The sequence below is a fragment of the Prosthecobacter sp. genome, from assembly GCF_020439865.1.
In the GTDB taxonomy this organism is placed as follows: Bacteria; Verrucomicrobiota; Verrucomicrobiia; order Verrucomicrobiales; family Verrucomicrobiaceae; genus Prosthecobacter.
In genome coordinates, this window is record NZ_JAGRPF010000146.1 from 1 (window position 1) to 14734 (window position 14734).

Sequence of the window (14734 nt, forward strand, 5' to 3'; positions counted from 1 at the left end):
AAGGACATCAGCCCGATCCTCGACGATCCGAAGGCCAAGGTGCACGATTTTGCCTTCAGCGTGGCCGGCACGAGCAAAGGTCTCATGCTCCGTGACGACCGCTGGGTTTACATTCAATACGGCGAGGACGCGAAAGGCGGCATCGAGCTCTTCGACATGCACAAGGACCCAAAGCAGTACACCAATCTTGCCAACTCGCCCGAACACGCGCCAGTAGTGATCAAATGGAAGGAACGTCTCGCCGCGAAGCTCAAGGAAGTGCGTGCGAACGATTTGAATCCGTGATCTTGACCTTATGAAACCAACCATAGTCCTTCTCTTTCTCAGCCTCGCGCTATCTGCCTTTGCACAAACATCACCACAGACATCGATCTGCACGCCGGACACGCTGATTGTCTCGACACCGTTCAACGAGCCCGCGCCACCGACGCGCAAGGGTACGATCAACGGCTGGCAGGCGGGCATTGGCGAATGGAGTGTGAAGGACGGTGCGCTGCATGGCGATGAACTCGCTGAGAACAATCATCCTTCCTCCTGCACGTATCGTTTTGAGGCCGCCGACATCGTCATCACGGCGCAGTTCCGGCTCGGCACGGCGACGCAGATCGCCTTCGCGTGTCGCGACACGGTGCCGCCGAACAACCATCTCGGCCGCACCTTCATCAGCAAAGACGCCATCTGGGTGACGCGCATGTCGGGCATCTCGAAGACCACCAAATCGGAGAAGCTCGCCGAACTCAAGACACCCATCGATCCCGAGGCCTGGCATACGATCACGATCGAGATCTGCGGCGATCATTATCGCGCCAAAGTGGACGATCACGTCGTCGAAGCGCAGCACGAACGCTACAAGGACGCCAAGGGCATCGTTGCGCTCGTCAACAAAGGCCAGGGCGCGCAGTTCAAGAACGTCTCCATCTGGCACGCCAAGCCGAAGAAGTGAATCCAATCATCGCACGATGTCTCTTCCACTCGTCATTCAGGAGCGGATCGAACGGTCCTTCGGACTCTTTCGTGATCTCGTGGAGTGCATCGATCCGGACGCGTTGAGTTCCAAACTGCCCGGGCTGCCGTCGAACGCGGTCGGGCTGCAGTTGTGGTGTGTCGTGGGCGCCCGCGAAAGCTACGCACAGGCGATTAAGGCCGGGCAATGGGCGGGCTTCACCTGCTCGCTGGATGTCACCACGCAAAAGAACGCGGTCGCCGAGGCGCTGCGCCGTTCGGCGGAAGGCGTGCTCGCGGAACTCGGCGGCATGGATGCCTTCACGGACGTGCAACACCGGCTGGTCGTCGATCTCCTCGAGCACGAAGCGGCGCATCAGGGCCAGCTCATTCGCTATCTTTACGGCCTGCGGCTTCCCATTCCCGAAAGCTGGAAGGCACGTTTCGCTCTGGAGGACCATTCGCCGCGACTTGGCTGAAATCGCCGCGCTGTCTGCTCGTTACGTTGTTTCACCGACCTTGATCATGATACGCCTCGCTCTGCTCCTGCTCTCCGTCCTCGGCACCTCGCTCTTTGCCGCGAAGCCGAACATTCTATTCATCTACACGGACGATCATTCGTATCGCACGATGTCATGTTACGAAGGCGCGGAGTCGTGGGCGCGCACGCCGAACATGGACAAACTGGCATCACGTGGCGTGCGCTTCACGCATGCCTACATCGGCACGTGGTGCATGCCTTCGCGCGTGACGATGCTCACCGGCCATCATCAGTACGGCGCGAAGACGATGCGCATGGAAGGCCCGTATCCCGGCAGCGAGTATGATCCCGCGCAGTGCCCGTTCTGGCCGGCGGTCTTCCGCAAAAACGGCTACCACACGGCGCAGATCGGCAAATGGCACTCCGGCACGGATGCGGGCTTCGGTCGCGATTGGGATCATCAGATCGTGTGGAATCGTCCGAAGCATCCCGCGAACGCGCCGAACTACTACTACGACCAGCTGCTTTCCATCGACGGCGGCGAGCCCCACGTGGTGAAGGGCTACTCCACCGACAACTACACGCGCTGGGCCATCGATTACATCAAAGGCGAAAAGCGCGACACCACGAAGCCCTGGTATCTCTGGCTGTGCTACGGCGGCGTGCATGCGCCATATCAACCGGCGGAACGTCATCTCAACGACTACCCCGGCGCGACCGTCGCCACACCGGCGGACATTTATCCGCCGCGTCCCGGCAAGCCCGGTTACATGCAAAAGATCGCCGCCTGGGAAAAAGGGCCGACAGGCGAACCGGTGCTGAGCGACAAGGCGATCGGCAGCGAAGTCGGCGATGAGTTTGAGCGCGACCGCGGTCGCACGCTCTCGACATGGTCGCGTCAATATCATCAGGCCGTGCGCGCGCTGGATGAAGGCATCGGCCAGGTCCTCGCCGCGCTCGAAGAGTCCGGTCAGCTTCAGAACACGCTCGTCGTTCTCACCGCGGATCAAGGCTACGCCTGGGGCCAGCACGGCTTCCGCGCCAAGCTCGCACCCTACGATGCGAACATCCGCTCGCCGCTCATCATTTCCATGCCCGGCACGCTGCCAGAGGGCAAGGTCTGCCGCACGCCCGTCGGCGGCGCTGATCTGCCACCCACCTTCTTCAGCTTCGCCGGACTCGAGCTTCCGTGGAAGATGCACGGCCACGATCTCACGCCGCTGCTAAAAAATCCCGACACGAAATGGCCGCACACGACGATCATACCCTTCACCGCCGACAAATTCGGCGCCGACTGCGACGTGGTGCCCGCGCCGCCCGGCAATCATCACAAGACCGGCATCCCTTGGTATGTGATGCTCGCCAAAGGCCATCACAAATACATCCGCACGCTCGAAGCGAACGAACCCGAGGAGCTCTACGACTTGCAATCCGATCCTGACGAGCTCACGAACATTGCCGGACGACCTGAGAACGCGGAGCTGCTCCAAAAACTCCGCGCCGCCGCCGTCGCCGAACTCAAACGCACCGACGCAAAGATGGTGGATTCGTTGCCGCCGGTGAAGGAGTAACGGCGCTTGCCGGATCCGACACCTCATTTGCTGAGATGGCCGGATGACGGGCGTCGTTTGAAATCGCGCCCATGAAGTTCCTCGCCGCCATCGTCTCATCTGCCATCCTGCTGCATTCGTCATTCGCAGCGGAGTCGCGGCCGAACATCTTGTTCATCCTCACCGAGGATCAGGGTGCGCACATGAGCGCGCTGGGCACAGCGGGCATCCAAACACCTCACATAGATGCGCTGGCGAAGTCAGGCGTGCTGTTTCGTCAGGCGTATGTCGCATATCCGGTCTGCTCAGCTTCAAAGGCGGCCATCTACACGTCTCTGCACAATCACACCAACGGCCTGCTCAACAACACGGCGAACTACCACAAACCCGCCGACCAACTGACCGCCGCGGAGAAGAAGCGTTCGGTGTATGTCGAGAACCGCATCCACAGTGACACCCAAACGCTGGTCGAGCGACTCAAGAACGCCGGTTACTATCAAGGCGTGACGCACAAGCTGCACGTCGCCCCGGTGGAACGCTTTCCGTATGATGAGTTCATTCCACACAGCGACGGCAAGGCGGCTGCCGGCTTTTTCCAACGGGCGAAACAGACGGGAAAGCCGTGGCATCTGTTCTTCAACATCTCAGTCTCGCATCGGCCCTTTCCAAACAGCGACAAGGTCAAAATTCGCGTGAATCCCGCCGAGGTGAAGCTGCCCGCGTTCCTTCCTGACACGCCGGTCATTCGCCAGGACTGGGCGGAATACCTCGCCGCCATCGAAAAGGCGGATCAATACGTCGGCGAGGTGCTCGCCGCGCTGCGCGCATCCGGCGCGGAACCCAACACCATCGTCGTCTTCCTTGGCGATCACGGACCGTGCTATGCACATGGCAAGATGACGCTGCATGACCTCGGATTGCAGGTGCCGCTGGTCATTCGCATGCCGGGCGGATCGCAAGGCATCGTCAGCGACGCGCTTGCAAGCGAACTCGATCTCGCGCCAACCTTGCTCGATCTTATCGGACTCAAGCCGTTCGCCAAATCGCACGGCGTGAGTTTGCGGCCTATTCTCGAAGGAAATGCATACGCCAACCCTCGCGAATTCGTCTTCGCCGAAGTGTCAGACCGCGGGCCGTTGCCGAACGACGGCATGCAGGAGCGCTCGGTCCAAGATCGGCGTTGGAAGCTCATTTACCGCGAAAAGACCGAAACGAACTGGCGACAGGTGAACGCCGACTCCATCGAACCGAAGCCCTGGGGCAATCGCGCCTACAACGAGACCCTCCGCGTCAAAGACCAGTTCCCCGAGGCCTATCGCATCCTCGCCGAAATGCATCCGCAGGCGCTCAGTGGCCGCGTTCCCGCGCTCGAGTTCTACGATCTCCAGTCCGACCCCGACGAAATGCACAATCTCGCCAACGATCCCGCCCACCACGCTCAACGCGACCGCCTTTACGCTGCGCTGCTCAAGTGGACCCGCGACACGGCCGACACCTCCATCCACCCGCCCGCCAAGTTGCCTGATTGACCCGGCGCCGCCGTCGTGCCGGAGTCTGCCACATCCGACACAACCTTTGCTGAGATGTTCGGACAGCTTGGTTCGTTTACGCGCACCACCATGCGCCGCCTCTTCTTCGCCATCCTTTTCGTTCCGGCATTGTGTGCCGCCGCAGCGGCTGCTCAAAAGCCTAACATTCTCTACCTGCTGACCGATCAATGGCGCGGCATGGCCACCGGCTACGCGGGTGATCCGAACGTGAAGACGCCGAATCTGGACCGACTCGCGAAGGAGGGGGTGAACTTCAGCAATGCGGTTTCGGTTTGTCCCGTCTGCACGCCGCATCGTTCCGCTTTGATGACCGGGCGCTTTCCGACATCCACCGGCATGTTTTTGAACGATGCCTATCTTCCGTCGGAGGAACTGTGCATGGCGGAGATTCTCCAAGAAGCGGGCTACGATCGCGGATTCATCGGCAAGTGGCACATCGACGGCCACGGGCGCGAAAACTTCATTCCGGCGGAGCGCCGTCAGGGATTCGACTATTGGAAGGGAAACGAATGCACGCACACCTACAACCATTCGCCGTATTACAGCGGGAACGATCCCGAGAAGAAGTTCTGGGACGACTATGATGCCTTCGCGCAGACGAAGGATGCGCAGGGTTACATCAAGACGCAGGCTGGAAGCGGAAAACCCTTCGCGCTGGTGATCGCCTACGGACCGCCGCACTTCCCGCACGCAACCGCGCCGGATGAATACAAGAAGCTTTATCCGCCGGATCAGCTCAAGCTCGCGCCGAGCGTGCCGGAGTCGCAGCAGGCCGCAGCGCGCAAGGAGTTGCAGGGCTACTACGCGCACTGCACCGCGCTCGACCGTTGCATCGGCGATCTGCTTGCCACGTTGGATGAAACTGGAGCGACGGAGAACACCATCGTGGTCTTCTCCGCCGATCATGGTGAAACGATGGGCTCGCACGGCAATCGTCCGGCGCAGAAGCAGGTGCCGTGGGTGGAGGCTGCGTGTGTGCCGTTTCTGCTGCGCTATCCCGCAGCACAAGGTGCAAAGGGTGTCACCGTGAAAACACCGCTCACCACGCCGGACATTTTGCCGACGCTGCTCGGCCTCGCCGGAGTGCCGATCCCCGCCAGCATTGAAGGCGACGACTTGTCCGCCGCCGTGCGTGATCCCGCAAACGCCGGAGACCGTGCCGCCTTGTATGAAGGCATTTCGCCCTTCGCCAACCTCGGCCCCGAAGGCAAAGGCAACGACCGCAACTACCGCGCCATCCGCACCAGTCGCTACACCTACGTTCGCGATCTGAACGGCCCCTGGCTGCTCTACGATGACGAAACCGATCCCTTCCAGATGAACAATCTCGTCGGCAAACCCGAGGCCGCCGAACTGCAGAAGGATCTCGACGCCCGACTTCAGGCCGAGCTCAAAAAGCGCGGCGATGAGTTCCGAGAAGGCCAGTATTACATCGACCTCTGGGGCTACAATGCCCGTGCTGGCAGCAGCATTTCCTACCGCTTCAATGCCGAAGTGCAGTCGCCGAAGAAACGTGCGTCCGTAAAATAGAACAACCACTTCATGAAGATCATCGCCGTTCTTGCTTCCTCATTCATCGTTCTGGTTTCGTCATTCGCGGCGGACACGCGCCCCAACATCATCGTCATCTATACGGACGACCACGGCCACGCGGACCTCGGCATTCGCGGCATCGAAAAGGATCTCAAGACGCCGAATCTCGATGCGCTGGCGCGCAGCGGTGTGATCGCCAAACACGGTTACAGCAGCGCGCCGCAGTGCGTGCCGTCGCGAGGCGGACTGATGACCGGCAAGTTTCAGGGGCGCTTCAATCTCGACAACAACCAGTCCTCGCTCGACGGCTTCAACAAGGAGACGACCATCGCCACTCGACTGCAAAACGCGGGTTACGTGACGGCGCAGTTTGGCAAATGGCACCTCGGGCCGTTGCCGGAGATCACGCGACATGGCTTCCGGCATGTGTATGCGCAGCACGGGCAACAGAAGTTCTCCGCGAACATTACGGCCGATGGCAAAGACCGACCGATGGGCGATCTCGCGCCCGAGTATTATCATCTCGATGGCTGCTCGAAGGCCGCCGCATCCATCATCGAGCGCTACAAGGACGATCCGTTCTTCCTGTACATCGCGTTTCGTGCACCGCACACGCCGCTCGATGCACCGCAGAGCTACAAGGACCGCTTTCCCGGCGAGATGCCGGAACGCCGCCGCGCCGCGCTCGGCATGCTGGCGGCCGTTGATGAAGGCGTCGGACTCATTACGAGCACCTTGAAAAAACTCGGCCTTACCGAGAAGACGCTGATCTTTTTGATCGGCGACAACGGTGCGCCGTTGAAGATTCACAAGACAGACTCCCCGCTCAATGGCGATGCCGGCGGCTGGGACGGCAGCCTGAACACGCCGCTCAACGGCGAAAAAGGCATGCTCTCCGAAGGCGGCATGCATGTGCCGTTTCTCATCGCGTGGCCCGGCACCATTCCCAGCGGTCAGATCTACGAGCATCCCGTCAGCGCGCTCGATGTCGCCGCCACCGCAGCGGCTTTGGCTGATGTGAAGGTGAATCCCGGTGATCTCGACGGCGTGAATCTCATCCCACATCTCACCGGCGAAAACAAAGCTCCTCCGCATGACGCATTGATGTGGCGTTGGGTGGCGCAGAGTGCGATTCGCGAAGGTAAATGGAAACTCCTGCGTGGCGGCGACCGCGAATACCTCTACGACCTCGGCGCCGACATCGAGGAGAAACACAACCTCGCCTCACAGGAGCCTGAGATCGCCACGCGTCTCCGTTCGAAGCTCAAAGCCTGGGCCGATGAACTCAATCCGCCCGGCATGGCGCTTGGCCCCATGGCGCCCGTCTGGAACGATTACTTCGACTTCTACCTCGAAGGCAAACCCGCCCAGAAGCCCGTGGCCAAAACCGAGCCCGACACCAGCGCCACCCACGGCTGGATCGCCCGTAATGGCACGCTCACGATGAAGGGCGGAGTCTTTGTCCTGACACCCGAGAACGCAAAGAAGCCCGCCTTCATCACCCGCAGCCAGCTCAAGCTCGCCGGTCCCGTCACCGCAAAGATCACTCTCAAAACCACCGCAACAGGCGCGGGCGCCATCGCGTGGCGCATGAGCGATGACAAAGACTTCCTCCCCGCCAACCGCGTCACCTTTGACCTCAAAGCCACCGACGACTGGCAGACGCATGAAATCACCCTGCCCGCCAACGGTCGCGTCATTCACCTGCGTGTGCACGTGCCTCCGGGTCCCGCATCCATTCGTGAGATCGGTGTCAAGTCTGCCGACGGGAGGTTTGTTTCACTCCTGAAATAGAAGTCTATCGTCAAGCAACCGGCGTGTCCGCACGTAACAGAGAACACTTTCATTCCCAACCATGATCAAACACCTCATCACGCTCCTCAGTCTCGCGCTCACTTCACTCAGCGTTGCGGAAACTCCTGAAACGCTCAACGGCCTGCCGCTCATCTTCAGCGAGGACTTTGAAAAAGGCTTCGATCGCTGGAAAATCATGGACCCAGCGAGCTGGACGCATCGTGTCGTGGACGGGAATGCCGTGTTTGGCATCAACCAGCGCGAGAGCGCCTACAAGCCGCCGTATCGCAGCCCGTTTCACATCGCGCTGATCAAGGATGTCTCCGTGGCGGACTTCGTGCTCACCTTCCGTGTTCGCAGCACCAAGGACACTGGCAACCACCGCGACTGCTGCATCATCTTCAACCATCAGGACGCCGCCAACTTCTACTACGCCCACCTTGGTGCGAAACCCGATCCGAACAGCGGCCAGATCATGATCGTGAAAAACGCGCCGCGCACTCCGATCACCCAGAACACGAAGAACGTGCCATGGACGGATGACTGGCATCAGGTAAAGGTCGTGCGCGATACAACGAAGGGCAGCATCGAGGTCTATTTCGATGACATGACGACGCCCCAGCTCAGCGCCAACGACAAGACCTTTGGCAAAGGCCGCATCGGCATCGGTTCGTTCGACGACATGGACGATTTCGATGACGTGCGGCTGTATGGGAAGTGAACTCGAGCCGCAGCCATCCATGAGCCGCTTGAAACGCTTGCCATTTGTCATCGCCTGCTTGGCCCTATCCCTTCCGAAATTTGCATTAGCATGGGGCTCCGGGCACGATGATGTCATGCGTGCCGTCATTGAACGACTGCCGCCAGAAATTCGCAACAGCTTCACGCCCGAGATCGTGAAGACTGCCGTGCAGCATGCCAGTCACTATCCGGACAGCTTCGAGCCGTTTCTGACCGAAGACATCGGTGAAGCCGCGCTTGCACGTTTGGCCCGGGCGCGGCTCAAGGTCCGCTACGACCTGCATTCCGAACGCGGCGCAGCGATGTGTTTCATCATGCTCGTCGATGCCATGCGGGAGCAGCATCCCGGACGCACCGCACATTGGATCGCCACGCTGTCCCACGTGATCGCAGACATGGCGGCCTGCAATCACGATCCCCTCGTTCACACCGCGACCTATGGCTGGGCGGACTGGAAGCTGAAGCTGCCCGGCGGCACTGACTTCTCGAAGATCAGGTCGCTGCTCGATCTTTCTGGCTCCGCGCACGACACGGCGGGCGGCGCCGATTCGTTCAACGCGGCGATCGATAAGCAGTTGATCCACGACGATCAGCGCGACGCATCGAAGGCGCTTGCTGAGGTCATGCTCTATGGCCAGACAGGCGCCGCGTATTGCAGCCTGCGCGGCGTAGACATCCTCGAGGGAGCAACAGGCTGGGTGGACCGGCAGGATCTCGCAGCGAGGGAGCAACTTTGGCAAAGCATCGGCGAGCTCGGTGCGTGGGCCGTGGTGCGGACCTTGCGTGATGTCGAGGTCGCGGCACGATTCGCCAAGGCAGACGCGCAAATCGAACTGACGCCGGAAGTCGAAAGCGCGCATGTGGCAGAAGTTGAGAAGATCCTGCGTGATCGCCACATCGCGGACGAAGCTCTGTTTGCGCCCATCCTGCATGACCTGCAACCGGCTCAAGAACCCGCGACCGGCATCGTGCTCGAACCTTCCTGGGCGATGAACGGCGCGATGCTCGGCTTCTCGAGTCGTGTGCAATCCGTGGCGATCGCCCGCAGCTTGCAGCAGGCCGGGCAATCGTATGCCACCTTCGATGTGCGGCAGATCCTCGCCAGAGGACTGCCGTCGCCCGAGCGCGTGCCGCGGCTCATCATCGTCGCCACGTCCTTCCACGACTACCATTCGCTCAAGGCGGATGTGTTTGACCAACGAATCGCCGACTACCTCAAGCATGGCGGTCGTGTGCTCTGGATCATGGGAAACTCCCAGCCCGCACCCAAATCGTTCGCCGCATTCACGGAGGCGATGCAGCGCAAGGGTGCCAAAGACCGCCTGCCGGTGACCGATGAAGCGTTTCTCACGTCCAGCGCGGAAGTCGTCGGCAGCGGCCTGCCCGTGCTGAAAATCACGCATCCGGCGAAGACCAGCGCAGGCTGGCAGCAGCCCTTCTGTCCCTGGACCTTCGATCTGGCGAAGAGTCCGGATTTGAAGCCTCTGGTCACTCTCGACAGCGGTGATCAAACACTTACCGTCGGGGCCATCACAACGGACTCCAAGGCCGCCTGCGTTCCGATCTATGCGCTCACCCCCTACCTCTTTGAAAGCGGCGACACGATCGAGGTCGCGCACGAACCCGCCATGGACGCCGCTGCGTTCGATGTGCTCCGTGCGTTGTTGAAACAGCTGCAATAAGTCACTCGCCCACGCACCAGAGGTATTCCTGGCGTGAGTCGCCGAGCTTCGCGGAGCGGAGGTAGATGCGGTTGCCGCAGATCGCAGGCGTGGAGAAGGATTCGTCGCCGAGCTGGTTTTGAGAAAGCAGTGTGAACCTGGCCGGCGTGGCTTCGAAGACTGAGGTCACGCCTGCCTTGCTGGTGATGTAGATGCGGTTGTCGAGCATCACGGGCGACCCGTAGAACTCCTTGTCGATCTTCTCGGACCACAGCTCCTCGCCGGTGTCGGACTTCCAGCACACCGCCTTGCCGGAATCGCCAACACCGAAGACGTGACCGTTCTGCACCAGCAACGACGGCACATAGCTGCGTGTGTTGTTTTCCCAGGCGATCTTGCCGCTGCCATCGGCTTCCACAGCCATCGTGTGGTTCTTCGGATAACCGCCGCCGAGGAACACGCGGCTTCCATCGGTCACCGCGGTGACGACGGTCTCCTCGGTCGAGCCTTCGATCTCCCACAGTTTTTTTCCGGTGAGCGGATCGAAGCTGGAGACAAGATTGCAACCCGCCAGCACCGCCTGCGTCTTGCCAGCCGCATTCACGACGGCGGGTGTCGCGTAGTTCGCGATCGGCGGGCGATCCTGCTGCCAGAGGATCTCGCCGGTGAGCTTGTTCAGCCCGGAAAACTTGCCGCCGCCGCGATAATCCGCCGCCACGAGTACCACGTTCTCAAAGATCACCGGCGACGCGCCGTAGCCTTGATGCAGTTTGAAATCGCACACGCGCCGCTGCCAGAGCGGCTTGCCGGAGAGATCGAGCGCCGAGGTGAAGATGGCGCTGTCGTTCAGGAAGTTGACGTAAAGCCGTTCGCCATCACAGACGACGTCGCCTGAAGCCAGTGATGAATTGCGGTGGCCGCCGGTGACGAAATTCCCGCTGTTAACGACGGTCTCCCAGACCTGTTTCCCCGTCGCACGATCAAAGCACAGCACAATTTGCTCCTCCTTCGGCACATCCGCAGTGGCGAGGTAGATGCGATCACCGAAGACCGTCGGCGAGCCATGCCCGCGTCCGCGCACTTCGGCCTTCCACAGCACGTTCTCCGTCTCGCTCCACTTCACCGGCACCTTTTGCCCCGAGGCTGCATGACCATCCGCGGTGGGACCGCGCCACGCCGGCCAGTCATCGGCATTCAACGATGAGACGACCAAAAGAAGAGCGATGAGTGATGAAGACGGATTCATGCGACTCACCATAACGCGCATTCGAGGCCGAAGTGGTCGCCAGAAACACGATTCGATCACGTTTACGTTCGACCATGAATGCGCGCCTCCTGATCTCGCTCGTTGTCCCGGTCCTCGCACTTCAGCTCCGTGCTGCCGAAAGCTTCCTCGTCGAAAACGGCCAGCCGCGTGCGGAGATCGTCATTTCGGACCAGCCGACGCGCATGCAGCGGGTTGCGGCGCATGAGTTTCGGCAGCAGATCGAGAAGATCAGCGGCGCACGGCTGCCGATTGTGACGCAGCCTTCGGGCAAGGCGGTGAAGGTGTTCATCGGCGCGAGTGCGCAGTCGCCGGTGAAGGCGGAGGGGCTCAAGAACGGCGCGTATCGCATCGCGACGGGCGCGGACTGGATGGCATTGATTGGCGACGACAGCGAGTTCACACCGATGGAGCCGTTTGCGAAGAACAACGGCGACATCTCGCGTGCGCAGGCGGAGTGGGAGAAGATCATCGGCGCGCCGTATGGAATGCCAAGCGGTGGCTTGTACAAGAACCGTCTGCGCCTGCCCGGCGACACCGGAAAGCCGGACGGCACGATCACCGACAAGAAGGAGACGCTCGAAATCTGGGGTCTCGATGAGCGCGGCAGTTTCAATGCGGTGTGCGGCTACCTGCACAAGCTCGGCGCGCGCTGGTATCTGCCCGGTGAAATCGGCGAAGTGCTGCCGTCGATGAAAACGATTCCGCTGCCGAAGATCGATGAAACCGTGCAGCCGGACTTCGCACTGCGGCAGTTCAACTTCCGCTTCAGCACTTCCGGTCCGGAAACATCGATGTGGGTGATGCGACTTGGCACGCGCAATGACGAGCGTCTGCAGATCGCCCATGGCATGTCCACGATGACGAACCGTCAGGCGGTTTTCGATGCGCATCCGGACTGGTTCGCGATCTACGGTGGCAAGCCCGACTTCAAACCCGGCGACTCGAAGTGCCAGGTCTGCTACTCGAACGACGGGCTCTTCAAGGAAACGGTGCGCTGGGCGCGTGCGCTGCTGGACACCTACAAGTTTGAAACCGTCTCCATCATGCCGCCGGACGGCTACACCTCGATCTGCCAGTGTGAGAAGTGCAAGGGCAAGGACTCGCCCGAGCGCAACGAGCGCGGCCTGCTGAGCGATTATGTGTGGGACTTCGTCAATCGCGTGGCAAAGGAGATCGCGAAGTCGCATCCGCACGCGAAGGTGCTGAACTGCGCGTATGGCGTTTACACGCTGCCACCGCTGAAGATCGACAAGCTTGAGCCGAATGTGCAGGTCTGCATCGTCGGCGGACGACGTCCGATCAATCGCGGCGGCGTGAAAGGCGAGGGCGAATCCGCGCCGGACGCGCTGCGAGCCGCGTGGGCGAAGAAGACGGACAATCCGCTGCTCATCTTTGAAAACTACCCCTTCACCGATCGCGGCTGGTATCTGCCGAGCTACGCCGCGCATTCACTCGTGAACAGCGTGAACGCCACAAAGGGCATCTCGGCAGGCGAGGACATCTGGCTCAGCGTGCGGCAGGATTTCGCCACCCACGGCATCGGCTTCAATCACTTCCTCGTTTACTTCACCGCCCGCGCCTACTGGGGCGGCAAGGACGTGGATGCCGATGCGATGCTGCGCGAATACTGCCATCTTTTCTACGGGCCCGTGGAGCCGGAGATGCTCGCCTTCTTCAACTACTGCGAAGCGAACTGGGGCGCGATGGAAGATGACAAGTCGAAGGCGGATGAAGCGCTCGCGCTTTTCGAAAAAGCCAAGGCGAAAGCCGATGCTGCGAGCGTCTATGGCAAACGGATCGCCCTCATCGATGACTTCCTCAAAGGCCTGCGCATGAAGACCGAGCAGCTCGGGCAAAAGCGCGGTCCTGTGCCGGCAGTCCGGCTCGTCGGCGATGCGCATGACATCGTGATCGATGGCAAGTTCGACGACGAATACTGGCAGAAGTGCCCCGTAGCCGCGACGGGCAAGTTCCGCGAACTGCAGACCGGCGGCACGCCTGTTTTCGGCACGTCGTTCAAGGCCGGATGGCAGGGCAACAATCTCTACTTCGCGATTCGTTGCGACGAGCATCCCGGCGAGAAGCCAAACATCGCCTCCACGCGCAATGACGACCAGGCGATCTGGCACGGCGATGTCATCGAAATCGAACTCGCCACCGAAACGCACTCCTATTATCAGATCGCCGTCAGCCCCGCCGGTCACATCGTCGATCTCGACCGCGGCGCGTCGAAGGGCCAGTGGTTCGGCTGGAACTCGCGGGCCGAGGTCGCCACGCACATCGCCGACGATCACTGGACCGTCGAGATTCGCTTCCCCGTCACCGCCGATGAAAACGATCCGCTGAACCAGGTCATCGGCCGTCATCCCACGCAGAGCCTGCCGTGGCACATCAATCTCTGCCGCCAGCGCATTCGCGAGGACGGCCAGGAACTCAGCGCGCTCTCGCCCACCGGCACCAGCGGCTTCCATGAGCCAATGAAGTTCGCACACTTCTACGACGGCCGCTCGCATCAGTTCGAGGCCGATCCCACCGTCACCGACTTCGTCATCGGCTTCCGTCAGGCCGTGCAGAAGCGCAAAGCGGACGCCTTCCTCGCGCTCGCCGACATGGAGAAGATCACCGATCTGCAAAAAGCCACCGCAATGGAACAGGCCGCCTTCTATTCGCGCGACGCCGCCGATGCGATCATCGAGCGCATCCCCGTCGAAGCCGTGAAAAAATCCGCTCAGATGCAAAGCCTGCTCGCCAAGACGAAAGCGCCCGAGGTCATCGCGCAATTCGCCGGCGAGGACATCGCGAAATGGCCCTTCTGGCAGCGCGGCGCGGGCTATCACGCACGCGGTCGCGCTTACTTCATCACCAAGACAGGCGACAAGGCCGAATCCGATCTCCACGCCGCGCTCGAATGGACCAGCGAGCCCCGAGCCCGCGATGCGATCCTGCTCGCGCTCGGGCAGAACCGCGAACGCAACCTCAACGCCGACGACAAAGCGCTGGAAGCCTACCACGCCATCATCGAAGGCCGCTCACGCATCGGCGGCGCGGATGAATATGCGGCACTGCAGGGCATCGCGCGGGTTTTGACCAAGAAGGGCCGCTTCGACGAAGCGCTGGCCGCGCTGAACCGCGCAGACCCCGAAAAACTCCAAGGCGTGTGGCGCACGAACATTCTGAAGTCCATCGAAGAGGTGAACGCCGCTCGAAAGTAGTCG

General features: G+C 61.0%; 10 protein-coding genes and 1 pseudogene. 10 read left to right on the plus strand and 1 reads right to left on the minus strand.

The features are described from left to right. From KDL09_RS17730 to KDL09_RS17770, 9 genes and pseudogenes are all read left to right on the plus strand, one after another. A pseudogene (locus KDL09_RS17730) lies at positions 1–285 on the plus strand (sulfatase/phosphatase domain-containing protein); the annotation flags it as partial. Positions 286–295: 10 nt separating this feature from the next. Continuing rightward, positions 296–943 carry a family 16 glycoside hydrolase gene (locus tag KDL09_RS17735; protein ID WP_294388104.1) on the plus strand — a complete coding sequence of 216 codons (648 nt, stop codon included), beginning with the start codon at positions 296–298 and terminating at the stop codon, positions 941–943. Between the two features lie 16 nt (positions 944–959). Next, entirely contained in the window at positions 960–1421 is a 462-nt protein-coding gene (locus KDL09_RS17740; RefSeq protein ID WP_294388105.1) for a hypothetical protein, read from the plus strand. 46 nt (positions 1422–1467) lie between these two features. After that, positions 1468–2994: a sulfatase-like hydrolase/transferase gene (locus KDL09_RS17745; RefSeq protein WP_294388108.1), complete on the plus strand. Its 1527-nt coding sequence runs from the start codon at positions 1468–1470 to the stop codon at positions 2992–2994. Positions 2995–3065: 71 nt separating this feature from the next. Beyond that, positions 3066–4502: a sulfatase gene (locus KDL09_RS17750; protein WP_294388109.1), complete on the plus strand. Its 1437-nt coding sequence runs from the start codon at positions 3066–3068 to the stop codon at positions 4500–4502. Between the two features lie 90 nt (positions 4503–4592). Further along, entirely contained in the window at positions 4593–6053 is a 1461-nt protein-coding gene (locus tag KDL09_RS17755) for a sulfatase (protein ID WP_294388112.1), read from the plus strand. Between the two features lie 12 nt (positions 6054–6065). Continuing rightward, on the plus strand, positions 6066–7850 hold the full coding sequence (locus tag KDL09_RS17760; RefSeq protein WP_294388115.1) for a sulfatase-like hydrolase/transferase: 1785 nt from the start codon (positions 6066–6068) through the stop codon (positions 7848–7850). A 61-nt stretch (positions 7851–7911) separates the two neighbouring features. Beyond that, positions 7912–8571 carry a hypothetical protein gene (locus tag KDL09_RS17765; RefSeq protein WP_294388117.1) on the plus strand — a complete coding sequence of 220 codons (660 nt, stop codon included), beginning with the start codon at positions 7912–7914 and terminating at the stop codon, positions 8569–8571. A 115-nt stretch (positions 8572–8686) separates the two neighbouring features. Next, entirely contained in the window at positions 8687–10273 is a 1587-nt protein-coding gene (locus tag KDL09_RS17770) for a hypothetical protein (RefSeq protein WP_294388119.1), read from the plus strand. 1 nt (position 10274) lies between these two features. On the opposite strand, the gene KDL09_RS17775 is transcribed toward KDL09_RS17770, so the two are convergent. Continuing rightward, positions 10275–11498 carry a PQQ-binding-like beta-propeller repeat protein gene (locus KDL09_RS17775; protein WP_294388121.1) on the minus strand — a complete coding sequence of 408 codons (1224 nt, stop codon included), beginning with the start codon at positions 11496–11498 and terminating at the stop codon, positions 10275–10277. A gap of 74 nt (positions 11499–11572) precedes the next feature. Between KDL09_RS17775 and KDL09_RS17780 the strand changes: the two genes are divergently transcribed. Continuing rightward, complete coding sequence (locus tag KDL09_RS17780) at positions 11573–14731, plus strand: DUF4838 domain-containing protein (RefSeq protein WP_294388122.1); 3159 nt, start codon at positions 11573–11575, stop codon at positions 14729–14731. Positions 14732–14734: the final 3 nt, after the last annotated feature.

Coding starts and splice junctions, on each gene's coding strand:
- KDL09_RS17755 (WP_294388112.1), top strand. CDS start 4,593: ATGCGCCGCCTCTTCTTCGCCATCCTTTTCGTTCCGGCATTGTGTGCC.
- KDL09_RS17765 (WP_294388117.1), top strand. CDS start 7,912: ATGATCAAACACCTCATCACGCTCCTCAGTCTCGCGCTCACTTCACTC.
- KDL09_RS17745 (WP_294388108.1), top strand. CDS start 1,468: ATGATACGCCTCGCTCTGCTCCTGCTCTCCGTCCTCGGCACCTCGCTC.
- KDL09_RS17760 (WP_294388115.1), top strand. CDS start 6,066: ATGAAGATCATCGCCGTTCTTGCTTCCTCATTCATCGTTCTGGTTTCG.
- KDL09_RS17735 (WP_294388104.1), top strand. CDS start 296: ATGAAACCAACCATAGTCCTTCTCTTTCTCAGCCTCGCGCTATCTGCC.
- KDL09_RS17750 (WP_294388109.1), top strand. CDS start 3,066: ATGAAGTTCCTCGCCGCCATCGTCTCATCTGCCATCCTGCTGCATTCG.
- KDL09_RS17775 (WP_294388121.1), bottom strand. CDS start 11,498: ATGAATCCGTCTTCATCACTCATCGCTCTTCTTTTGGTCGTCTCATCG.
- KDL09_RS17770 (WP_294388119.1), top strand. CDS start 8,687: ATGCGTGCCGTCATTGAACGACTGCCGCCAGAAATTCGCAACAGCTTC.
- KDL09_RS17740 (WP_294388105.1), top strand. CDS start 960: ATGTCTCTTCCACTCGTCATTCAGGAGCGGATCGAACGGTCCTTCGGA.
- KDL09_RS17780 (WP_294388122.1), top strand. CDS start 11,573: ATGAATGCGCGCCTCCTGATCTCGCTCGTTGTCCCGGTCCTCGCACTT.